We start from the raw sequence: 22,063 nt of genomic DNA, 5'->3' as shown, positions 1-22,063 counted from the left end.
CACGTTAAGCGATAACGGTATTCGAGGATTCAATGACTCAACATAATGCAACGAGGTCCATGTTCGATCCGGCGCTGCTGCGCCCGGCGATCGTGGACTCCTTCAAGAAACTCACGCCGCGCACGCAGTTCCGCAATCCGGTGATGTTCTGCGTGTACGTCGGCAGCATTCTGACCACCATCCTGTGGTTCGCCGCGCTCGCCGGCCAGGCCGAGGCGCCCGCGGGCTTCATTCTCGCGGTCACGTTGTGGCTGTGGTTCACGGTGCTGTTCGCGAACTTCGCGGAAGCGCTCGCCGAAGGCCGTTCGAAGGCCCAGGCGGCGTCGCTGCGCAGCGCGAAGAAGGACGTGATGGCCAAGAAGCTCAACGAGCCGCACCCGAAGTCGCCGATCCGCATTCTGACGGCCTCCGATCTGCGCAAGGGCGACGTCGTGCTGGTCGAAACCGGCGACGTGATTCCGGCCGACGGCGAAGTGATCGACGGTGTCGCGTCGGTCGACGAATCGGCAATCACCGGCGAATCCGCGCCGGTGATCCGCGAGTCGGGCGGCGACTTTTCATCGGTGACGGGCGGCACGCGCGTGCTGTCGGACTGGATCGTCGTGCGCGTCACCGCGAATCCGGGCGAGGCGTTTCTCGACCGGATGATCGCAATGGTCGAAGGCGCGAAGCGTCAGAAGACGCCGAATGAAATCGCGCTGACGATCCTGCTCGTCGCGCTGACCATCGTGATGCTGCTCGCCACCGCGACGCTGCTGCCGTTCTCGATGTTCTCGGTCGAAGCCGCGAAAGCAGGGCACGTGGTGACGATTACCGCGTTGGTCGCTTTGCTGGTGTGCCTGATTCCGACCACCATCGGCGGGTTGCTGTCTGCGATCGGTGTGGCCGGCATGAGCCGCATGATGCAGGCGAATGTGATCGCCACGTCGGGCCGCGCGGTGGAAGCCGCCGGCGACGTCGACGTGCTGCTGCTCGACAAGACCGGCACGATCACGCTCGGCAATCGCCAGGCGTCGCAGTTCGTGCCGGCGCCGGGCCTGACCGAAGAAGCGCTCGCGGACGCCGCGCAGTTGTCGTCGCTCGCCGATGAAACGCCGGAAGGCCGCAGCATCGTCGTGCTGGCCAAGCAGCGCTTCAACATCCGTCAACGCGATATGGCCTCGCTGCACGCGGTGTTCCTCGCGTTCACCGCGCAAACGCGGATGAGCGGTGTCGACCTGCCCGGCCGCGAAATCCGTAAAGGCGCGGCCGATGCGGTGAAGCATTATGTCGAAGTCAACGGCGGCCGTTTCCCGAACGAGGTGAACAACGCGGTGGCGGAAGTCGCGCGGCGCGGCAGCACGCCGCTGGTGGTCGCCGAGAAAGGCGAGCAGGGCGCGCGCGTGCTCGGCGTGATCGAGTTGAAGGACGTCGTGAAGGGCGGCATCAAGGAGCGCTTCGCCGAGTTGCGCAAGATGGGCATCAAGACGGTGATGGTCACGGGCGACAACCGGCTGACCGCGGCGGCGATCGCCGCCGAAGCGGGCGTCGACGACTTCCTCGCCGAGGCGACGCCCGAAGCGAAGCTCGCGACGATCCGCGCGCACCAGGCCGAAGGGCGCCTCGTCGCGATGACCGGCGACGGCACCAACGACGCCCCGGCGCTCGCGCAGGCCGACGTCGCGGTCGCGATGAACACCGGCACGCAGGCTGCGAAGGAAGCGGGCAACATGGTCGACCTCGATTCGAATCCGACCAAGCTGATCGAGATCGTCGAGATCGGCAAGCAGATGCTGATGACGCGCGGGTCGCTCACCACGTTCTCGATCGCCAACGACGTCGCCAAATACTTCGCGATCATTCCGGCCGCGTTCGCCACCACCTATCCGGCGTTGAACGCGCTGAACGTGATGCATCTCGCTACGCCCGCGTCCGCGATCATGTCGGCGGTGATTTTCAACGCGATCATCATCGTGCTGCTGATTCCGCTCGCGCTCAAGGGCGTGCGTTATCGCGCGCTGGGCGCGGCGATTCTGCTGCGCCGCAATCTGCTGGTCTATGGCCTCGGCGGGATCATCGTGCCGTTCATCGGCATCAAGCTGATCGATATGGTGCTGGCCGCATTCGGCTGGGTTTGAAGCCCGGTTGCTTCAAAAGCAAAGGAATCAATCATCATGAAAAATCTGTTCCGTCCGTTGCTCGTGATCTTCGCGGTGCTCACCGCGCTCACGGGTCTCGCTTACCCCGCGGTGATGACCGCGTTCGGTCAGGCCGCGTTCCACGATCAGGCGAACGGCAGCCTGATCGAACAGAACGGCAAGCTGGTCGGCTCGCAACTGATCGGCCAGCAGTTCGACGCGCCGCAGTACTTCTGGGGCCGTTTGTCGGCGACGAGTCCGATGCCGTACAACGCGCAGGGTTCGAGCGGGTCGAACCTCGGGCCGAACAACCCGGCGCTGCTCGACGAAGTGAAGGGGCGTCTGGACGCGTTGAAGGCCGCCGGCACCGATATGTCGCAGCCGGTGCCGGTCGATCTGGTGACGTCCTCGGGCAGCGGTCTCGATCCGGAGATCAGCCCGGCGGCCGCCGCGTATCAGATCGAGCGCGTCGCGAAAGCGCGCCAGCTTGAGCCGAACGATGTGCAGGCGCTGGTCGACCGCTATACGAGCGGCCGCCAGTTCGGCGTGCTCGGCGAGTCGCGCGTGAACGTGCTGCAACTGAATCTGGCGCTCGACGAAATGAAGCGCGGTTGATCGTTCATTCAACGCGCGCAGCCGTGGCCAGGTGCCGCGGCTCGCCACTCGCCAGGGCGGCGTCCACCCGACGCCGCCCTGGCCTTTGTTTTTGCCACACCGCGCGGCCATTTGCGGGCCGGCACCGGCCGTGCCACCATGCGTACACCGCCGCTCGCACGACGATGAAAAATACTGAGCATGAACCGCCCCGATCCTGACGAACTACTCGACAAGCTGCAACGCGACGAAGAAAAACGTCAGCGCGGCAGGCTGAAGGTTTTCTTCGGCGCGTCGGCCGGCGTGGGCAAGACCTACGCGATGCTGCAGGCCGCGCGCCGCCGCCGCGACGAAGGCGCGGACGTGCTGGTCGGCATCGCCGAAACGCATGGGCGCAGCGAGACCGCCGCGCTGCTCGACGGCCTCGACGTGCTGCCGCTCGCGCATATCGAGTATCGCGGCCGCAAGCTCGGCGAGTTCGATCTTGACGCCGCGCTCGAACGCAAGCCGCAACTGATCCTCGTCGATGAACTCGCGCATTCGAACGTGCAGGGCGCGCGCCATCTGAAGCGTTGGCAGGACGTCTACGAACTGCTCGACGCCGGCATCGACGTCTATACGACGGTCAACGTGCAGCACCTCGAAAGCCTGAACGACGTGGTCGGCCAGATCACCGGCATCCGCGTGTGGGAGACGGTGCCGGACCGCGTGTTCGATCGCGCCGACGAAGTCACGCTGGTCGACCTGCCCGCCGAGGAACTGCTCGACCGGATGCGCGACGGCAAGGTGTATTTGCCGCAGCAGGCCGAGCGCGCGGTGCGCAACTTTTTTCGCAAGGGCAATCTGATCGCGCTGCGCGAGCTGGCATTGCGTCGCACCGCGGATCGCGTCGATGCGCAGATGCGGGAATATCGCGCCGACCGTTCGATCCAGCGCATCTGGCAGGCGCGCGAGCGTTTGCTGGTGTGTGTGGGTCCGGGTCCGGAAGCGCCCGCGCTCGTGCGTGCGGCGGCGCGTCTCGCCGCGAGTCTCAAAGCCGACTGGCTCGCCGTTTATGTCGAAACGCCCGCGCTGCAACGTCTGCCCGACGCGCGGCGCGAACGCACGCTGAACGCGTTGAAGCTCGCCGCCGAACTCGGCGCCGAAACCGCGACGCTCGCGGGCGCCGATGCGGTCACCGCGTTGATCGGCTATGCGCAGGCGCGCAACGTGTCGAAGCTGGTGGCCGGCGCGTCGTCGCGGGTGGGCATTCAACGCAGGCTGCGTCGGCCGCTCGGCGAGCGGATCGCGGAGCAGTCGGGCGAACTCGACGTCACGCTGATTCGCGCGTCGTCGGAGCGCGACGGCGGCGAGCAGCGCCGTCTGTTGAACACCACCGCGAACGCATGGCGCGAGGCGCTGAGCGCGGCGCGTGAACGTCGTTCGCCGCCGCGTGCATACGGCCTCGCGCTGGTGATCTGCGCGGGCATCACGCTGCTGTCGAGCCAACTGATCGACCGCATCGATCTGACCAACCTCGTGATGCTGTATCTGCTCGGCGTGATCTTCACTGCCGTGAAACTTGGGCGCGGGCCGGGCGTCGTACTGTCGTTTCTCAGCGTGGCCGCGTTCGATTTCTTCTTCGTGCCGCCGCGCATGTCGCTGTCGGTGTCCGATACGCAATACCTGTTGACCTTCTTCGGCATGCTGCTGACGTCGCTCGTGATCAGCCATCTGACGTCGAGCCTGCGCCGCGAGGCGAGTGTCGCGCGACGTCGCGAGCAACGCACCGGCGCGATGTACGCGATGGCGCGCGAACTCGCGGCCGCGCTGACCACCGAGCAGATCGTCGGGATCGGCAGTCGCCATGTGAGTGAAGTGTTCGGCGCGCGCGTCGCGATCCTGCTGCCGGACAGCGCCGATCAGGTCAAACAGAAGATCGAGGACCCGGACGCGGCGATCACGCTCGAAGGCGAACTGCTCGACCTTGATGTCGGACAGTGGGTCTACGATCAACAGAAGCCGGCCGGTCACGGCACCGACACGCTGCCGGCCGCCGCCGCGTTCTATCTGCCGCTGAAGGCGCCGATGCGCACGCGCGGCGTGCTCGCGGTCGTGCTGCGCGATGAGGGCGAGCTGGACGTGCCCGAGCAGCAACGGATGCTCGACGCGTTCGCCGCGCAGATCGCGCTGGCGTTGGAGCGGGTGCATTACGTCGACATCGCGCGCGACGCGCTCGTCAACATGGAGTCGGAGCGCTTGCGCAACTCGTTGTTGTCCGCGATCTCGCACGATCTGCGCACGCCATTAACGACCATCGTCGGCTTCTCGTCGATGCTCGCGCAAACGCGCAAGGCGCCCATCGAAGCGGGTGCGCCAGCGCAACCCACCGACGAGCTCGTCGACGCGATTCACGAGGAAGCGTTGCGCATGACCGGCATCGTCACGAATCTGCTCGACATGGCGCGTCTGCAGGCGGGCAGCCTGCAACTGAACCGGCAGTGGACGCTGCTCGAAGAAACGGTGGGCGCCGCGCTGCGCGCATGCAGGCGCGTGCTGGCAGGGCATCCGGTGCAAGTAAGATTGCCCGCCGATCTGCCGCTGCTGCATCTGGACGCGGTGCTGATGGAGCGGCTCTTCTCGAACCTGTTCGAAAACGCGGCCAAGTACACCGCGCCCACTACGCCGTTGACGATCGGCGCGCAACGCATCGACGCGGACGACAAGCCGTTCGTGCGCGTCACCGTCGACGACACCGGCCCCGGTCTGCCCGCCGGCATGGAAGCGCGCGTGTTCGAAAAATTCACGCGCGGCGAGAAGGAGTCGGCCAAGCCGGGCATTGGTCTCGGGCTCGCGATCTGCCGCGCGATCGTCGAGGCGCACGGCGGTACAATCGGCGCGCTCAACCGGCTCGCCGCGGACGGCCGCGTCGAAGGCGCGCGCTTCTGGTTCACGCTGCCGGCCGACACGCCGCCCGATGCGCCGGATGCACTGGAAGACGAAGGCGCGGACGCGCCGCTGCATGCCGACCTCCACCTCGACGTCGATCGTCCCAGCGATGCGCAAGCCGAGCGCGCCGCCACCCTCCACCCGCAAGCCAGGCCGTCCCATGAGTGACCCGAGCATCACCGTCGTGCTGATCGAAGATGAAAAGCAGATCCGCCGCTTTGTACGCACCGCGCTCGAAGGCGAGGGCATCGTCGTGCACGATGCCGAAACCGGCAAGCAGGGGCTCGTCGAAGCCGCGACCCGCAAGCCCGATCTCGTGATCGTCGATCTCGGCCTGCCCGATACCGACGGCCTCGACGTGATCCGCGAATTGCGCGGTTGGAGCGAGCTGCCGGTGATCGTGCTGTCGGCGCGCACCCAGGAGAGCGAGAAGGTCGCCGCGCTCGACGCCGGCGCGGACGACTATCTGACCAAGCCGTTCGGCGTGTCCGAACTGCTGGCGCGCATCCGCGCGCAGATGCGGCGGCGCAATCACGGCGGCGCGAACGAGTCGCCGCAGGTGCGCTTCGGCGCGGTCATCGTCGACCTCGCGTTGCGCCAGGTCTCGCGCGACGGCGCCGCGGTCCATCTGACGCCGATCGAGTACCGCCTGCTCGCGACGCTCGTGCGCCACGCGGGCCGCGTGCTGACGCACCGGCAGCTGCTGCGCGACGTGTGGGGGCCGTCGCATGTCGAGAGCCATCACTATCTGCGCATCTACATGGCGCATCTGCGCGGCAAGCTGGAGCGCGACCCGGCGCAGCCCGAGCACATCATCACGGAGACCGGCGTCGGCTACCGGCTGGTGGGCGCGGTGTAAGCCGGCCCCGAAGCGGCGCGCGCGGTGCTTCGATATAATTACGCTTCGTAAGGACGGCCTTACGCTTTTGCTACGAACGGGGACGGCCCCATTTTTTTCATGGAGCTGTTTTCATGTCCTGGTTTCTCCTATTGATTGCCGGTTTGCTCGAAGTCGCGTGGGCGGCCGGCCTCAAGACCTCCGAAGGTTTCACCCGCCTGTGGCCGTCCGTGTTCACGATCGTGACCGCGCTCGGCAGTTTCGCGCTGCTCGCCGTCGCGATGCGCCAGTTGCCGCTCGGCACGGCCTACGCGGTGTGGACGGGGATCGGCGCCGTCGGCGCATTCATCTTCGGCGTCGTGATGATGGGCGAGGCGCTGAGCGTCGCGCGCGTCGCCAGTGCGTCGCTGATCGTGATTGGGCTGATCGGGCTGAAGCTGTCGTCGGGGCATTGATCGACGGGCTGCAAGGCCGCGCATTGGGGCCCGCCGTGAATCTCGTTGTTCGGGCCCGCGCGGCGAAACCGCGCTCACCCTGGTGAGCGCACCGCGTCTGCCCGACGCCACACCGACCCCGCCGATTGATCGCCGCTCGACGTCCTGCGAATTAAGGTGGCTATAATGAAACCGAATCCAACCTGACATTGCCCGCGGCCCCTATGGCGCGGCCGGCTTGGCGCGGGTCTGACGACTTCGGTGTGGGGCTTCCCGTTTCCGCCCGCCGAAACGCCCGGCACGCACAGCGCGCCTGGAGGCGGCCATGCTTGAATCCCTTTCGCTTGCTGCAGGCCTTTCGTGGGGCAGCGGTCTGCGCCTCTATCTGACGGTCCTGCTGGCCGGCGTGTTCGAACGCCTCGGCTTCATTCATCTTCCCGATACGCTGTCCGCACTGTCGTCGCCGTGGGTGATCGGCGCGGCGGCCGTGCTGACGCTCACCGAATTCCTCGCCGACAAGATCCCCGCGTTCGATTCGTTGTGGGACGCGGTCCACACGTTCATCCGCATTCCGGCCGGCGCGGTGCTGGCAGCGGGCGCGCTCGGCCATGCCGATCCGGCGCTGCTGACGGTGGCCGCGCTCGCGGGCGGCACGCTGGCGGGCACCGCGCATCTGGCGAAGGCGGGCACGCGCGCGCTCATCAACCTGTCGCCGGAGCCGGTGTCGAATGTCGTCACCTCCACCGCTGAAGACGGCCTCGTGTTCGGCGGCATGCTGCTCGCGCTGCTCGTGCCGCTCGTGTTCCTCGTGCTGATGGTGGGCTTCCTGATGCTGGCCGCCTGGGCGTTGCCGCGACTCTGGCGCGGCGTGCAGGGCGGCTTTCGCGGCATGGCCACGCACATGGTGTCGCGTTTTGCCAGGAGCAGGCACGATTGAGCGATACGTTACGGGGCTCCGCAGCGCGCGCCAACCACTCAACGCCGGCGCGCCGGCTCGGCGGCAGGGATCTGCTGCGTCAGGCCATCCGCATGACCGCGCGCGACTGGCGCGCCGGCGAATTGACGATGTTGCTGTTGGCGCTGATCCTGGCCGTCGCGGCGCTGTCGAGCGTGGGCTTTCTGGCCGATCGCCTGCATCAGGGACTGGAGCGTGATGCGCGGCGGATGATCGCCGCCGACTTCATCGTGCGCGCCGATCATCCGGTCGATCCGCAATTCGCCGCGCAAGCCAAAGCGCTCGGTTTGAACACCGCTAGCACGGCAATCTTCCCCAGCATGATCAACTCGACCGGCGCGAATGGTGCGCAGCCGGTCTCGCGTCTCGCCGCGATCAAGGCGGTGTCGCCCGGTTATCCTCTGCGCGGCGCGTTGCGGATCGCGCTGGCGCCTGGCGCGCCGGACCATCCTGCGCAATCGATTCCGGCGCCCGGCACCGTGTGGGCCGATCAGGCGCTGCTCGACGCGTTGAAGCTGCGTGTCGGCGACACCGTGAAGGTCGGCACTCGCAGCTTCACGATCGGCGCGCTGATCACTCGTGAGCTGGATCGGGGCTTTTCGTTCGTCAACTTCTCGCCGCGTCTGATGCTGCGCGCCGACGAAGTGCAGTCGACCGGCCTCATCACGTTCGGTAGCCGCGTGACCTACCGGTTGCTGGTGGCGGGCCCGGACGCGTCGGTGGCGAAGTTTGCGCAGTTCGCGCACGGCAAGGTGGACGGCGGCAAGATGCGCGGCGTCGCGCTCGAATCGTTGCAGGACGGCCAGCCGCAAGTGCGCCAGACGCTCGATCGCGCGAGTCATTTCCTCACGCTCGTGTCGCTGCTCACCGCGCTGCTCGCGGCGGTGGCGATCGCGATGGCCGCGCATCGCTATATGCGCCGGCATCTGGACGGCTGCGCGGCGATGCGCTGTCTCGGCGTGAGCCAGGCCGCGCTGCGCGCGCTGTTCACGCTCGAGTTCGTCGGGCTTGGGGTGATCGGCGGCGCGCTGGGTGTCGCGCTCGGCTATCTCGGCCATCTCGCATTGCTGACCTGGCTCGGCAGTCTGATCGACGTCGCGCTGCCGTACCCGACCGTGTGGCCCGCGCTGCAGGGCATCGCGGCGGGCCTCGTGCTGTTGCTCGGCTTCGCGCTGCCGCCGTTGCTGCCGCTTACGCGAGTGCCGCCGGTGCGCGTGCTGCGCCGCGAATGGGGTGAAGAGGGACGCACCGCGTGGGCCGCATACGCACTCGGCATCGCGCTGTTCGCCGCGCTGCTGATCGTCGCGGCGGGCGAGTTGAAGTTGGGCGGGATCGTCGCGGGCGGCTTCGCGGGCGGGCTGCTGGTGTTCGCGTGCATCGCGCGGCTCGCGCTGTGGGGCGCGGCGCGTCTCGTGCGCAGCGAGCGCGTGAACGCGGGGATCGGCTGGCGTTATGCGCTGGCGTCGCTGGAGCGGCGCAGCAGTGCAAGCGCGTTGCAGATCACCGCGCTCGGCATCGGCCTGATGTGCCTGTTGCTGATCGCGATGACACGCAACGACCTCGTCGAAGGCTGGCGCAAATCGACGCCGCCGGATGCGCCGAACGAATTCATCATCGACATCCAGCCCGATCAGCGCGACGCGGTCACGCATTATCTGGACACGCATGGCGTACCCGGCACGGCACTCTCGCCGATGGTGCGCGGGCGGCTCACCTCGATCAACGGCAAGCCGGTCAATCCGGACTCGTTCAAGGGCGACGACGCGAAGCGTCTGGTGGATCGCGAATTCAATCTGTCATACACGACCGAGCTGCCCGACGACAACCGCATCGCCGCCGGCACGTGGTACGGCGACACGAAGACGCCGCAGATTTCGATCGAGCAGGGCCTGGCGAAGCTAATCAACGTGAAGCCCGGCGACGTGCTGCGTTTCGACGTGACCGGCTTGCAGATCGACGCGCCGGTGACGAGCGTGCGCAAGCTCGACTGGGGTTCGTTCAAGGTCAACTTCTTCGTGCTGATGCCACCGGCCGCGTTGCAGGATTTCCCGGCGACGTTCATCACGAGCTTCCATCTGCCGCAGGAAAAGCAGTCGACCATCGACGGTTTGATCGGCGCATATCCGAACCTCACCGCCATCGACACCGGGCCGATTCTCGCGCAGATTCAGCGCGTGTTGCAGCAGGTGATCGGCGCGGTGCAGTTCCTGTTCGCGTTCACGCTGGCGGCGGGCGTACTGGTGCTGTACGCGGCGCTCGCGGGCACGCGCGACGAGCGTATGCGAGAATCCGCGCTGCTGCGCGCGCTGGGGGCGTCGCATCGCCAGGTGCGCGCGGTGCAGATCGCCGAGTTCGTCGCGGTCGGCGCGCTGGCCGGGGCGATGGCGGCGGTCGGCGCGCAGATCATCGGCTGGGTGTTGGCCACGCGCGTGTTCGAGTTCTATCTGAGTTTCAATCCGTGGCTGCTGCCGGCGGGTGTCGCCGCGGGTATTGCCTGCGCCGGCATCGGCGGCTGGATGAGCTTGCGGCATGTGTTGGCGCGGCCCGCGTTGCAATCGCTGCGGGACGCGTGATTTTTTATCAGTTGATGAGCAGGTTATGAGCGATTTGAACGACGAAGTGTCCGCGGCGCAGCCGACGGCCTTCGATCTGGTCGGCGGCGAAGCGCGTGTGCGTGAACTGGTGGACCGGTTTTACGACCTGATGGATCTGGAAGCGGATTTCGCCGGCATTCGGGCCTTGCATCCCGAATCGCTGGACGGTTCGCGCGACAAGTTCTTCTGGTTTCTGTGCGGCTGGCTGGGCGGCCCCGATCACTACATCAGCCGGTTCGGCCATCCGCGGTTGCGCGCGAGGCACTTGCCGTTTGCGATCGCGTCGAGCGAGCGGGATCAGTGGCTCAGATGCATGGCGTGGGCGATGCAGGACATCGGCCTTGCCGAGCCGCTGCGCGAACGCCTGCTCGGCTCGTTCTTCGAGACCGCGGACTGGATGCGCAACCGCAATGGCTGACGGGTCGGGCGCGACGCCTTACTCGACGATCGCCGACTACGCGGAGCTCGCGCCGCAGGCGCGCGAAGTGCTCGATTGCTGGTTCGGTGCGCCGGATGCGCCGGGCTTCGGCGAGCAGCGCAAGAGCTGGTTTTCGGGCGATGCAGCGTTCGATGCGATGTTGCGCGAGCGCTTTGGGGCGTTGATCGATGCGGCGAATGACGCGAATGATGCCGCGAATGATGCCGCAGTCGCCTCGCCAGGCGACACCTCGCTCGACCACTGGGCGACCACACCGCTCGGCGCGTTGGCGCTCATCATCGTGCTCGATCAGTTCTCGCGCAATTGCCACCGCAGCACGCCGCGCGCGTTTGCCGCCGATCAGAAAGCACTGCGCATCGCGCAACGGATGATCGCCAGCGCGGCAGATCGCCTGTTGCCGAGCGCGCATCATCGTGCATTCGCCTATCTGCCGTTCGAACACGATGAGACGCTCGCCAGCCAGCGCGAATCGCTGCGTTTGTTCAAACAGCTGGAAGCGGAGCCGGGTGGCAAGTCGTATTACCGGTTCGCCGTGCGGCACGCGGAAATCGTCGAGCGCTTCGGGCGCTTTCCGCATCGCAATGCGGTGCTCGGGCGCGTGTCGACTGCCGAGGAAAGCGCATTTTTGCGCGAACCGGGTTCGTCGTTCTAGGCTCGCGGACCGGCTGTTGAGCCGGCCGTGCTGTTTCGAACGGCAATAATCGGCGAGCCGGCGGCACCTGCTCGCATTCCTTCTCAGCTCCCAGCGGTACAGCGACAAAGAAAAAAGGCGCAGCCGTGAGCCGCGCCTTCAGAACCGCATGACCTTCCTCGCACCTCGCGCGTGAGGTGACTCAACGTCCCCCGGCAACATCGAGCAACGCACCCGTCACATACGACGCCGCATCGCTCAACAGCCACACGATGGATTCGGCCACTTCGTCCGCGCTGCCCGGACGGCCGAGCGGCGTGGTCGCGCCGAGTTGCGCGGCGCGCTCCGGCTTGCCGCCGCTCGCGTGAATTTCGGTGTCGATAAGGCCGGGGCGCACCGCGTTCACACGCACGCCTCGCGGGCCGAGTTCCTTGGCGAGGCCGAGCGTCATCGTGTCGATCGCGCCTTTCGAGCCGGCGTAATCGACGTATTCGTTCGGTGAGCCGAGCCGCGCCGCCGCCGACGAGATGTTGACGATCACCCCGCCCGCGCCGCCGCGATCGGTCGACATGCGCCGCGCGGCTTCACGCGCGCACAGATACGCGCCGAGCACGTTGACGTCGAACATGCGCTTCAGACGCGCGAGGTCCATATCGGCGAGCTGGCTCGACGGCGCCACGATTCCCGCGTTGTTGACGAGCGCATCGAGCCGGCCGAACTGCCGCTGAAGCGCGTCGAACATCGCGATCACATCGGCTTCATTCGCGACGTCGCCTTCGATCGCCACCGCGCGGCCGCCGGCGCGCTCGACTTCGGCGACGGTCTCTTCGGCGGCGGCGCGGTTCTGCGCGTAATTCACACCGACGCACCAGCCCCGCGCGCCCAGCAGACGCGCGCTCGCGCGGCCAATGCCGCGGCTGCCACCGGTGATCAGAACGGCTTTCGTCATTGCAACCTCATCGTTGGAGTGAAGGCCGCGCGGAGCGCGCGGCCGGTAGGGCAGGCGCCCGAGCGCGGCCCGTGAGGACCGGCCCGCGTCCGAGTCCGTGTCGAGGCCGGACGCGTCAGATCAAACCGAATCGCGTTTGATCGCCCACTTGTCGCCGGCGGGCGGCTGATAGCGTTGCAACTTGTCGATCAGCGCGATGGGGTCGGCATCGATCTGCAGGATGTCGAGATACGTGTGGCGCATGAAGCCTTCTTCGACTGTATGCCGCAGCATGTGGATCAACGGGTCGTAAAAGCCGTCGATGTTCAGCACCGCCACCGGCTTGCCGTGATAGCCGAGCTGCGCCCACGTATAGACCTCGAACAGCTCTTCGAGCGTGCCGACGCCGCCCGGCATCGCGACGAACGCGTCGGACAGGTCGGCCATCATCTTCTTGCGATGATGCATGTCGGGCACCACGTGCAGCTCGGTCAGCCCGTTATGGCCGACTTCCTTGTTGACCAGCAGTTCGGGAATCACGCCGATAGCGCGGCCGCCTTCGGCCATCACCGTATCGGCGATCACGCCCATCAGCCCGACCTTGCCGCCGCCGTAGATCAACGCGAGATCGGCCTCGACCAGCGCGCGGCCGAACGAGCGCGCCGCCTCCGCATACAACGGTTTGGCTCCGTTCGCGGAGCCGCAATACACACACACCGACTTCATGCTCAAACGTCCTTCGATTCGTTGCGGGGCGCGGCGCCTTCCTTCGGCGGCAGGTAGTCGTAAAACTCGCGTTTGGGCAGCTTGCCGGACACGAGGTCGTCGAAAATCTGCCGCGAGCGGCCGCGCAGATAGGGCGCCATCAGCGACACGATCTGCACGCTCACCTGATGCAGCTCCGCGCGAATCGCTTCCTGCTCGTTGTACTTGCGCGGATTCATCACGAATTGATACGACAGCCAGTACGTGCCAATCACGCCGACGTTGGTGGCGATCACATGCAGCTCTTGCGGCGTCGCGACCATTTCGCCGTCGGCGACAAGCTGTTCGCAGAACTGGCTCGCGAAGCGCACCTTGTGGCTGATGATCTGCTTGAAGTGCGTTTCGAGCGTGCGGTTGCGCGCGAGCAGGTCGTTCAGGTCGCGATACAGGAAGCGATAACGCCACGTGAAATCGACCATGTACTGCAAGTACGACCACATTTCGTCGATGGTCGCGCGATGGTCGTCGGGGAAACGCAGACGCTTTTCGATCTCCTGCTCGAACTGGCTGAAGATGCTGTTGATGATGTCGTCTTTGTTGCGGAAGTGGTAGTACAGATTGCCGGGACTGATCTCCATTTCCTCGGCGATGGTCGTCGTCGTGACGTTCGGTTCGCCGATTTCGTTGAACAGCTTCAACGACAGCTCGAGAATCCGTTCGCGCGTGCGGCGGGGAGGTTTGGCTTCCATGTCGTCCGGCCCTGGTTGTGCCGGGCTGGTCGCGCGGCGGCGTGCCGCTGCTGCGTGGTCCACCCGGATGCGGTTGGTATATGAGCGCCTGCAAGCCTGCCGCTCGGCGACAGGCCCCCGCGGGGGCGAGAAAACCTCGGGCGGCCCGGTGTCCTCTCGTGAGACTGTCAAATGATTATAAACCGACCGTTCTTATACCAAGCGGATACTCAGGGTTTTCATCTTCGGAGACGACTGGCGCGCGACGTCATGGCGATGCGCGCAGCCAATGCGCGAGCCATCGCGCGACGAGCGGTCCGACGAGCAGCGCCCATGTCATCACGCACATGCCGAGCGCGACCATCACGGCCGCGCTGCCGAGGTCCTTCGCGCGGCGCGACAGTTCGTGACGTTCGAGCGAGATGCGGTCGATCGCGGCTTCGACGCTCGAGTTCAGCAACTCGACGATCAGCACCAGCAGCACCGAGCCGAGCAGCAGCACGCGCGACACCGGTTCGACCGGCACGAGTAGCCCGCACGGAATCAGGATCGCGGCGAGCGTGAGTTCCTGGCGAAACGCGCTTTCCTCGCGAATCGCGACGCGAAATCCGGCGAGCGAATTTTTCATCGCGTGCCATGCGCGCGTGAGGCCGCGATTGCCCTTGTACGGGTTGAACGGCAGCGGCGCGAGCGGATCGTCGGGGCTGAGCGGTTCGGCGTGCGTGTCGTTGGCGTGGGACGCGTGATTCGCGAGGCGCGCGTGGTCGATGCCGTTCGAATGCTGCACGGCGTGCGCATGATCGGGCGCGCCGGATTCGCTGACGTCGTCGAACGGCTCGATGGCAGTGGCGTTGCGTTCGGCGTCATCGACGGCGTGCAACGCGCCGTTCGACGCGCGCGTCACGTTGGAGGAACTGGTTCGCATGGACGGCTGCGCGCGCCGCGTCACGCGGCTGCGCTTTCCTCGCTATACGACGCGCGCGGCAGCGGCTTCAGATGCGCGGCGAACTGCGCGGAGGCCGCCGCCCACGAGAAGCGCTCCGCCCACGCGCGCGCGTGATTGCGATCGATCTTCAACGCGTCGAGACAGGCCTCGCGCAGATCGTCGCGCATCGCGCCCGCGCCACCGTCGCCGAGCACGTCGATCGGACCGGTGACCGGATACGCGGCTACCGGCGTACCGCATGCGAGCGCTTCGAGCAGCACGAGCCCGAACGTATCGGTGCGGCTCGGGAACACGAACACGTCCGCCGCCGCGTACACCTTCGCGAGTTCGGCCTGCGTGAGCACGCCGAGATAATTCGCTTGCGGATAGCGCGACTTCAGTTCGGCGAGCGCGGGGCCTTCGCCGGCGACCCACTTCGAACCCGGCAGATCGAGCTGCAAAAACGCTTCGACGTTCTTCTCGACTGCGACGCGTCCCACGTACAGGAAGATCGGCCGCGCGGAATTGAGCACTTTCGAGTCCATCGGATGGAAGATTTCCAGGTCGACGCCGCGAGTCCATAGCACGACGTTCGTGAAGCCGAACTGTTCGAGGTCGTGCCTGACCACCGGCGTGGGCGCCATCACCGCCAGCGACGGCTTGTGAAACCAGTGCAGGAATTTGTAGGTCGCAGCGAGCGGCATGCCGAAACGCGCCTGCACGTACTCAGGAAAGCGCGTGTGATACGCGGTCGTGAACGGCAGTTTGTGACGCAGCGCGTACGCGCGCGCGGCCATGCCGAGCGGACCTTCGGTGGCGATGTGCAACGCGTCGGGCGCGAACGTGTCGATGCGTTCGCGCAGCTTGCGGCGCGGCAGCAGCGACAAACGAATCTCCGGATACGTCGGGCAGGGGATCGTCCTGAATTCGAGCGGCGTCAACAGATCGACGCGATGGCCGAGCGCGGTGAGCTCGCGCGTGGTGTTCTTCAGCGTGCGCACGACGCCATTGACCTGCGGTTCCCATGCGTCGGTGACGATCATGATCTTCATCGGCTTGTTCCTCGGTTCGGGTTCAATCGAAGTTGCGGGGACTACGCGGTCGCATGGGCCTTCTGCGCGCCGGTTTGCGGCGCGCGCAGCGTGGTCCAGTAGATCACCTTGAGTTCGCCTTCATAGGTCTCGACGAGCGCCGACAGACTCTCGACCCAGTCGCCGTCGTTGCAATACAGCACACCGTCGATGTCGCGCAGCTCGGCTTTGTGGATGTGTCCGCAGACCACACCGTCGCAGCCGCGGCGGCGCGCTTCGTCGGTCATCACCGTTTCGAACGACGAGATGAAGTTCACCGCGTTCTTCACCTGATGCTTCAGGTACTGCGACAGGGACCAGTACGGAAAGCCGAGCTTGCCGCGAATGCGGTTGAACCAGCGGTTCAGGACGAGGATCATCGTGTAGAGCGTGTCGCCGAGATACGCGAGCCACTTCGCGTGCTGGATCACGCCATCGAACAGATCGCCGTGCACGATCCACAGGCGCTTGCCGGCGAGCGTCGTGTGAAACGCTTCGCCGCGCACGTGGATGTCGCCGAACGCGAGGTCGCAGAACTGGCGCGCGGCTTCGTCGTGATTGCCGGGCACGTAGATCACCTGGGTGCCTTTGCGCGCTTTGCGCAGCACTTTCTGCACGACGTCGTTGTGAGCCTGCGGCCAGTACCAGCCTTTCTTCAACTGCCAGCCGTCGATGATGTCGCCGACCAGGTACAGATACTCCGACTCGTTGTGACGCAGAAAGTCGAGCAGATACGGCGCCTGACAGCCGCTCGAACCCAGATGGATGTCGGACAGCCAGATGGTGCGGTAGCGGTGCGGGTCGGCGTGTTCGTCTTCGGGATGGGGGTCGTGGGCGTCGAGGGGCGGTGACGCCGGCAACGGCAGGCCGTGGTGAGCCGGGCTCGGGTCCGGCCGGAACGCGACGGTGTCGACGCTCGGGCCGGTCTGGCGGAACAGGGAAGTCGCGGACGTTTTGGGGTCCATGGCTCACGCGTCGAGTTGCGGTGCCCGTATTGAGCCGGGCGCGCGTGACTGTGCCATGACAGTCATGAGAAGTTCTTATTACTGCGGCGGGGGGATTGCCGTGCGGAGGGAAGCTGTTGCGGGTGCGGCGGGTGCGGCGGGTGCGGGTCGGTTCAGCGAACGACCCCGATCACCCGCGTACCCGCGAGCCGATCGTGCAGGAATTGACGCTGCGGATCGAAGCGGCCGATCGCGGCCCACAGCAGGAACCAGACGCCGGCGATCGCCAGCGTCTGCGGCAGCCGAAGCCCCAGCAGCGGATGCAGCGCGAGCGGCGGCAGGAACCACAGCCACGCGAGCACGTAGCGACCGATCGCGCGACCGGTCGAAAGCGGCGAGCCATCGGCGGCGACGACGCGCAGGCGCCAGGTTTTCATCGGCAGGGTCTGGCCGCTGTGGGTCCAGAACCAGACGAAGTACAGCCCGACCACGAGACCGATCCACGCAGCCAGCAGGTTGTGATGCGTCAATCCGTTGCGTTGCTGCGTCAGCGTGCTGAACAGATAGCCGGCGATGAACACCACGCCGAACAGGATCAGCGCTTCATAGAGCAGCGCCGCGAGACGCCGTCGAACGGTGGGGGCGATGCAAGGTGCATCGGCGGGCGGTGTCGAGGTCGCGAGCGGCTGGGACACGGAGGGGGTGGCTACGAGCCGTTAAAGATCGACGGCGCCTCGGACGGCGACACCGGCACCGGCGTGGCGGGCACGAAGCTCCCCGTGGCCGGAATCGCGGGCGCGGCGGCCGAGCCCGGCAACGTCGCGGCGGCCACGGCGCTCGCCGCCGCGACGCCGCTGGCGCCGTGCTCACGCGCATTGACGATGCGGTCGAGGCCCTTGATTTCGTTGTGCGCCGACGGCGGCGCGCTGACAACGCTCGGGCGCCGCTTGCGCTCGCTGGCGGCAAGCCGCTGCTTCTGTTCTTCGGGCAGTTGCTGATAGGCCTTCCACGCGTTCTGACGAGCCTCGCGCGGCAGTTCCTTGGACACCTGATAGTTTTCGCGTGCGACGCGCCGCTGATCCGGCGTCATGCGCACCCATTCGCTCATCCGTTCATGCAGGCGCTTTTGCGCGTCGGGCGACATCTTGGGATAGCGCGACGCGATCTTGATCCATTTGCGCTTGCGCTCGTCGCTGAACGAATCCCACTGGGCTTCGAACGGCGCGAGCGCGAGATGCTCGGCCGAGCTCAGGCGCGCCCAGGCCAGCGGGCTGTTGCTGCCGGGCAGGCCGGGCAATTCGACGGCGAGCGTGGGGGCGGGCGTTCTGGCCGTGGCGGTGCCGCCGGGCGTGCGTGCGCCGACGGGCGAAGGGCTCGGGTAAAAGCGCGGATACGTCGCGGCGAACGACACCAGGGCCGCGATCGCGCATCCGAAAACAACGGCCAGGCCGCGCTTGTAACTCACCCGAAAAATCTCCCGCTCAGTGGTGGGCGCGTGAAAGGTACGCGTTGAAACCGTGGTCGAGATAGGCATTGAGCGGCAGGTCGTCGCTAAGCATGGCGGCATCGATATCGGCGAGTTCGGCGGTGCGCTGCTGGTCTTCCCAGTACGCGATGCCGATAAGGCTCACGACCAGCGCGGCGAGCGGCCACGCGAGTGCGAAGCGGCGCAGCGGCGAACGGCGGCGTGGCGGGATTTCGACGTGCGGGAATCCGGCCGGTATGCCGGCACCGGCGAAAGCGGGCACCAGCACCGGCGCGCTGACGGGCTCGGGCTTCTTGCGGGCGAGCGCGGCACGGCGCGCCGCGGCGAGTCGGTCGACGGTGGCGGGGGTGATGCTGGCGGCGTTTTCGTCGAGCGCGCGGCGCACCTGGCGCGCGAACTCGAGTTCTTTAGTTTCGAGGGAGCTCATAGCGTGATTCCTTTGGCCTTGAGCGCTTGCGCCAGCGTGTGGGTGGCCCGCGAGCAGTGCGTTTTCACACTGCCTTCGGAGCAGCCCATCGCGGCGGCAGTCTCGGCGACATCCATATCTTCCCAATAACGCATGAGAAACGCCTCCCGTTGACGTGCCGGTAACTTTTGGATCTCGTCGTCGATCAACTGCAAGACCTGTTCGCGCTCGAGTTTTTGCTCGTTGCTCTCGGCTCCGGCCGAGCCTTGCTGGGCCTCGAAGGTTTCCAGCGGATCGAATTCATCGTCGTCGGCGTTGCCGAACGACGAGAACAGGCTAACCCACGTATTGCGTACTTTGGCACGACGGAAATAGTCGTGCATCGCATTCTGCAGAATACGCTGAAACAGCAGCGGCAATTCGGCGGCCGGCCGATCGCCGTATTTTTCGGCGAGCTTGATCATCGCGTCCTGCACGATGTCCAGCGAGGCGTCGTCGTCCCGCACGGCGTAGACCGTTTGCTTGAATGCGCGCCTTTCGACGCCCGCCAGAAAGTCGGCGAGTTCCTTGTCTGATGCCATCCGTGTGGGGGTCGGCGCAGCGAGCGTGCGCGTAATCGGTCGAAAAATGTCGTAAAGCTCGCGGATGCTAACAAACTTTTGCATCGCTCGGGGCGAAACGTGGTCAACCTTGCATCCACATAACAGGATTCGGTTAATTCCGGTCAATTCGAGATCGAGGGGCGGGACGCCGAGGCAATATTTGCTTGACCGAACGCGCGTCTGCCGCTATCGTCGCTGGTTCGCAACATAAGTGACTTGTCTCAATTGAGGTGTGGCCCAAGAAGCTCACCTGTCAACTGGACGCGCCGCTTGAACCCGAGCCACAAGCCCGGCAGAGAGCACCCGATCAATTTTTTGCCGAAAATTCGAAAGGTGAATAAATGAATATGCCCAGCGCGGAATTCTCCACGTCGGATACGACTCCCCATCAGGAAGCTGACTCTATCGGCGCCACCGTGCTCATGAAGGCACTGGCCGACGAAGACGTCGAGTTCATCTGGGGCTATCCCGGCGGCTCGGTACTCTACATTTACGACGAGCTGTACAAGCAGGACAAATTCCAGCACGTCCTCGTGCGCCACGAGCAGGCCGCGGTCCACGCCGCCGACGCGTATGCGCGTTCCACCGGCAAGGTCGGTGTGTGCCTCGTGACCTCCGGCCCCGGTGTCACCAATGCGGTGACCGGTATCGCCACCGCGTACATGGATTCGATCCCGATGGTCGTGATCAGCGGCCAGGTGCCGACTGCCGCGATCGGCCAGGATGCATTCCAGGAGTGCGACACGGTCGGTATCACGCGTCCTTGCGTGAAGCACAACTTCCTCGTGAAGGACGTGCGCGATCTCGCCGCCACCGTCAAAAAAGCCTTTTATATTGCCCGTACTGGCCGTCCCGGCCCGGTGCTGATCGACATTCCGAAAGACGTGTCGAAGGCGCCGTGTCAATACGAGCCGATCAAAAGCGTTTCGCTGCGTTCGTACAACCCGGTCACGAAGGGCCACTCCGGCCAGATCCGCAAGGCGGTCTCGCTGTTGCTGTCGGCGAAGCGCCCGTACATCTACACCGGCGGCGGCATCATTCTCGCGGATGCATCGCGTGAGCTGAACCAGTTCGCCGATCTGCTCGGCTACCCGATCACCAACACGTTGATGGGTCTGGGCGGCTACCGCGCGAGCGACAAGAAATTCCTCGGCATGCTCGGCATGCACGGCACGTACGAAGCCAACATGGCGATGCAGCACTGCGACGTGCTGATCGCGATCGGCGCGCGCTTCGACGACCGCGTGATCGGCGACCCGGCGCACTTCGCATCGCGTCCGCGCAAGATCATCCATATCGACATCGATCCTTCGTCCATTTCCAAGCGCGTCAAGGTCGACATTCCGATCGTCGGCGACGTGAAGGAAGTGCTGAAAGAACTGATCGAGCAGTTGCAGACGGCCGAACATGGCCCGGACACCGCGGCGCTTGCCGACTGGTGGAAGGACATCGAAGCCTGGCGCGCGAAAGACTGCCTGAAGTTCGACCGCAAGAGCGACATCATCAAGCCGCAGTACGTGGTGGAAAAGGCGTGGGAACTGACCGACGGCAATGCGTTCGTGTGTTCCGACGTCGGCCAGCACCAGATGTGGGCCGCGCAGTTCTATCGCTTCAACAAGCCGCGCCGCTGGATCAACTCCGGTGGTCTCGGCACGATGGGCTTCGGCCTGCCGGCCGCGATGGGCGTGAAGATGGCGCACCCGGACGACGACGTGCTCTGCATCACGGGCGAAGGCTCGATCCAGATGTGCATCCAGGAGTTGTCGACCTGCAAGCAGTACGAAACGCCTGTGAAGATCATTTCGCTGAACAACCGCTATCTGGGCATGGTGCGCCAGTGGCAGCAGATCGAATACAGCAAGCGCTATTCGCATTCGTACATGGATGCGCTGCCTGACTTCGTGAAGCTCGCTGAAGCATACGGCCATGTCGGCATGCGTATCGAACGCACGGCCGATGTCGAGCCGGCGTTGAAGGAAGCGCTGCGCCTGAAAGATCGCACCGTGTTTCTCGATTTCCAGACCGATCCGACCGAAAACGTCTGGCCGATGGTTCAGGCCGGCAAGGGCATCACCGAGATGCTCATGGGTTCGGAAGATCTATAACGACCGTTTCTGACGCTGGCTTCGTCATGCACGCCTTCACGAAAGGCGAGCGCGGACGAAGCGGCGCATGGCGGCTCGCAGACAATCGACAAACATCTGGAAGAAGCGAATCATGAGACACATCATTTCCGTCCTGCTGGAAAACGAACCCGGCGCGTTATCACGCGTGGTTGGTCTCTTCTCGGCACGCGGCTACAACATTGAAACTTTGACGGTGGCTCCGACCGAAGACCGTTCGCTGTCGCGCATGACCATCGTCTCCATTGGCTCGGACGACGTGATCGAACAGATCACGAAGCATCTGAACCGCCTGATCGAGGTGGTGAAAGTGGTCGACCTTACCGAGGGCGCCCACATCGAGCGCGAGCTGATGTTGATCAAGGTGAGGGCGGTCGGCAAGGAACGTGAGGAAATGAAGCGGATGTCGGATATTTTCCGCGGCCGCATCATCGACGTCACTGAAAAGACCTACACGATCGAACTGACGGGGGCGGCCGACAAGCTCGACGCTTTCATCGAAGGGCTCGACTCGACGGCGATTCTCGAAACGGTCCGCACGGGCAGTTCGGGCATCGGCCGCGGCGAGCGCATTCTGAAGGTTTGACGCGCGGCGCCTCGCGGCGCTGATGCGTCG

Annotated in this window: 21 protein-coding genes; 11 read left to right on the top strand and 10 right to left on the bottom strand. The window is 65.4% G+C overall.

Annotation, left to right across the window (positions count from 1 at the left end; translation table 11 throughout):
• Positions 1–32 precede the first annotated feature (32 nt).
• From kdpB to BGI01S_RS18880, 9 genes are all read left to right on the top strand, one after another.
• Positions 33–2,117 (top strand): potassium-transporting ATPase subunit KdpB, encoded by a 2,085-nt coding sequence (gene kdpB / locus BGI01S_RS18920; RefSeq protein ID WP_042327525.1) that lies wholly within the window; start codon positions 33–35, stop codon positions 2,115–2,117.
• Between the two features lie 36 nt (positions 2,118–2,153).
• A complete protein-coding gene (gene kdpC, locus BGI01S_RS18915; protein ID WP_042327524.1) occupies positions 2,154–2,732 on the top strand; it encodes a potassium-transporting ATPase subunit KdpC in 579 nt (192 codons plus the stop codon).
• A gap of 180 nt (positions 2,733–2,912) precedes the next feature.
• The gene (locus BGI01S_RS18910) at positions 2,913–5,807 is read left to right on the top strand and encodes a DUF4118 domain-containing protein (RefSeq protein ID WP_042327523.1); all 2,895 of its coding nucleotides are present in this window, start codon (positions 2,913–2,915) and stop codon (positions 5,805–5,807) included.
• Positions 5,800–6,498, top strand: a complete 699-nt coding sequence (gene kdpE, locus BGI01S_RS18905) for a two-component system response regulator KdpE (protein ID WP_042327522.1) — start codon at positions 5,800–5,802, stop codon at positions 6,496–6,498. The genes BGI01S_RS18910 and kdpE overlap by 8 nt, the downstream gene beginning before the upstream one ends.
• A 113-nt stretch (positions 6,499–6,611) precedes the next feature.
• Positions 6,612–6,932 carry a quaternary ammonium compound efflux SMR transporter SugE gene (gene sugE / locus BGI01S_RS18900; protein WP_042327521.1) on the top strand — a complete coding sequence of 107 codons (321 nt, stop codon included), beginning with the start codon at positions 6,612–6,614 and terminating at the stop codon, positions 6,930–6,932.
• 304 nt (positions 6,933–7,236) lie between these two features.
• The gene (locus BGI01S_RS18895; RefSeq protein WP_042327520.1) at positions 7,237–7,848 is read left to right on the top strand and encodes a DUF4126 domain-containing protein; all 612 of its coding nucleotides are present in this window, start codon (positions 7,237–7,239) and stop codon (positions 7,846–7,848) included.
• Positions 7,845–10,439: an ABC transporter permease gene (locus tag BGI01S_RS18890; protein ID WP_042327519.1), complete on the top strand. Its 2,595-nt coding sequence runs from the start codon at positions 7,845–7,847 to the stop codon at positions 10,437–10,439. Before BGI01S_RS18895 ends, BGI01S_RS18890 begins: the two co-directional genes overlap by 4 nt.
• A 25-nt stretch (positions 10,440–10,464) precedes the next feature.
• The gene (locus BGI01S_RS18885) at positions 10,465–10,878 is read left to right on the top strand and encodes a group II truncated hemoglobin (RefSeq protein WP_042327518.1); all 414 of its coding nucleotides are present in this window, start codon (positions 10,465–10,467) and stop codon (positions 10,876–10,878) included.
• Positions 10,871–11,551, top strand: a complete 681-nt coding sequence (locus BGI01S_RS18880; RefSeq protein WP_042327517.1) for a DUF924 family protein — start codon at positions 10,871–10,873, stop codon at positions 11,549–11,551. Before BGI01S_RS18885 ends, BGI01S_RS18880 begins: the two co-directional genes overlap by 8 nt.
• 181 nt (positions 11,552–11,732) lie before the next feature.
• On the opposite strand, the gene BGI01S_RS18875 is transcribed toward BGI01S_RS18880, so the two are convergent.
• From BGI01S_RS18875 to BGI01S_RS18830, 10 genes are all read right to left on the bottom strand, one after another.
• Positions 11,733–12,479 carry an SDR family oxidoreductase gene (locus BGI01S_RS18875; RefSeq protein ID WP_042327516.1) on the bottom strand — a complete coding sequence of 249 codons (747 nt, stop codon included), beginning with the start codon at positions 12,477–12,479 and terminating at the stop codon, positions 11,733–11,735.
• A gap of 120 nt (positions 12,480–12,599) precedes the next feature.
• Positions 12,600–13,184: an LOG family protein gene (locus BGI01S_RS18870; RefSeq protein ID WP_042327515.1), complete on the bottom strand. Its 585-nt coding sequence runs from the start codon at positions 13,182–13,184 to the stop codon at positions 12,600–12,602.
• A 2-nt stretch (positions 13,185–13,186) separates the two neighbouring features.
• Complete coding sequence (locus BGI01S_RS18865; RefSeq protein ID WP_042327514.1) at positions 13,187–13,912, bottom strand: TetR/AcrR family transcriptional regulator; 726 nt, start codon at positions 13,910–13,912, stop codon at positions 13,187–13,189.
• A gap of 247 nt (positions 13,913–14,159) precedes the next feature.
• On the bottom strand, positions 14,160–14,816 hold the full coding sequence (locus tag BGI01S_RS18860) for a diacylglycerol kinase (RefSeq protein WP_084585429.1): 657 nt from the start codon (positions 14,814–14,816) through the stop codon (positions 14,160–14,162).
• Positions 14,817–14,836: 20 nt separating this feature from the next.
• Positions 14,837–15,868: a glycosyltransferase family 4 protein gene (locus BGI01S_RS18855; RefSeq protein WP_042327513.1), complete on the bottom strand. Its 1,032-nt coding sequence runs from the start codon at positions 15,866–15,868 to the stop codon at positions 14,837–14,839.
• Positions 15,869–15,909: 41 nt separating this feature from the next.
• Positions 15,910–16,851, bottom strand: a complete 942-nt coding sequence (locus BGI01S_RS18850) for a UDP-2,3-diacylglucosamine diphosphatase (protein ID WP_042327512.1) — start codon at positions 16,849–16,851, stop codon at positions 15,910–15,912.
• A 152-nt stretch (positions 16,852–17,003) separates the two neighbouring features.
• Positions 17,004–17,525 carry an RDD family protein gene (locus BGI01S_RS18845; RefSeq protein WP_042327511.1) on the bottom strand — a complete coding sequence of 174 codons (522 nt, stop codon included), beginning with the start codon at positions 17,523–17,525 and terminating at the stop codon, positions 17,004–17,006.
• A gap of 11 nt (positions 17,526–17,536) precedes the next feature.
• A complete protein-coding gene (locus tag BGI01S_RS18840) occupies positions 17,537–18,295 on the bottom strand; it encodes a DUF3106 domain-containing protein (protein ID WP_042327510.1) in 759 nt (252 codons plus the stop codon).
• Positions 18,296–18,311: 16 nt separating this feature from the next.
• Entirely contained in the window at positions 18,312–18,743 is a 432-nt protein-coding gene (locus BGI01S_RS18835; protein ID WP_042327508.1) for a DUF3619 family protein, read from the bottom strand.
• Positions 18,740–19,303 carry an RNA polymerase sigma factor gene (locus BGI01S_RS18830; RefSeq protein ID WP_042327507.1) on the bottom strand — a complete coding sequence of 188 codons (564 nt, stop codon included), beginning with the start codon at positions 19,301–19,303 and terminating at the stop codon, positions 18,740–18,742. The genes BGI01S_RS18835 and BGI01S_RS18830 overlap by 4 nt, the downstream gene beginning before the upstream one ends.
• A gap of 362 nt (positions 19,304–19,665) precedes the next feature.
• Between BGI01S_RS18830 and BGI01S_RS18825 the strand changes: the two genes are divergently transcribed.
• On the top strand, positions 19,666–21,429 hold the full coding sequence (locus BGI01S_RS18825) for an acetolactate synthase 3 catalytic subunit (RefSeq protein ID WP_042327506.1): 1,764 nt from the start codon (positions 19,666–19,668) through the stop codon (positions 21,427–21,429).
• Positions 21,430–21,541: 112 nt separating this feature from the next.
• Positions 21,542–22,033, top strand: a complete 492-nt coding sequence (gene ilvN / locus BGI01S_RS18820; RefSeq protein ID WP_042327505.1) for an acetolactate synthase small subunit — start codon at positions 21,542–21,544, stop codon at positions 22,031–22,033.
• Positions 22,034–22,063 lie beyond the last annotated feature (30 nt).

The organism is Paraburkholderia ginsengisoli NBRC 100965 (genome assembly GCF_000739735.1).
Classification (GTDB): domain Bacteria; phylum Pseudomonadota; class Gammaproteobacteria; order Burkholderiales; family Burkholderiaceae; genus Paraburkholderia; species Paraburkholderia ginsengisoli.
This window is presented reverse-complemented; position numbering and strand designations above follow the sequence as displayed.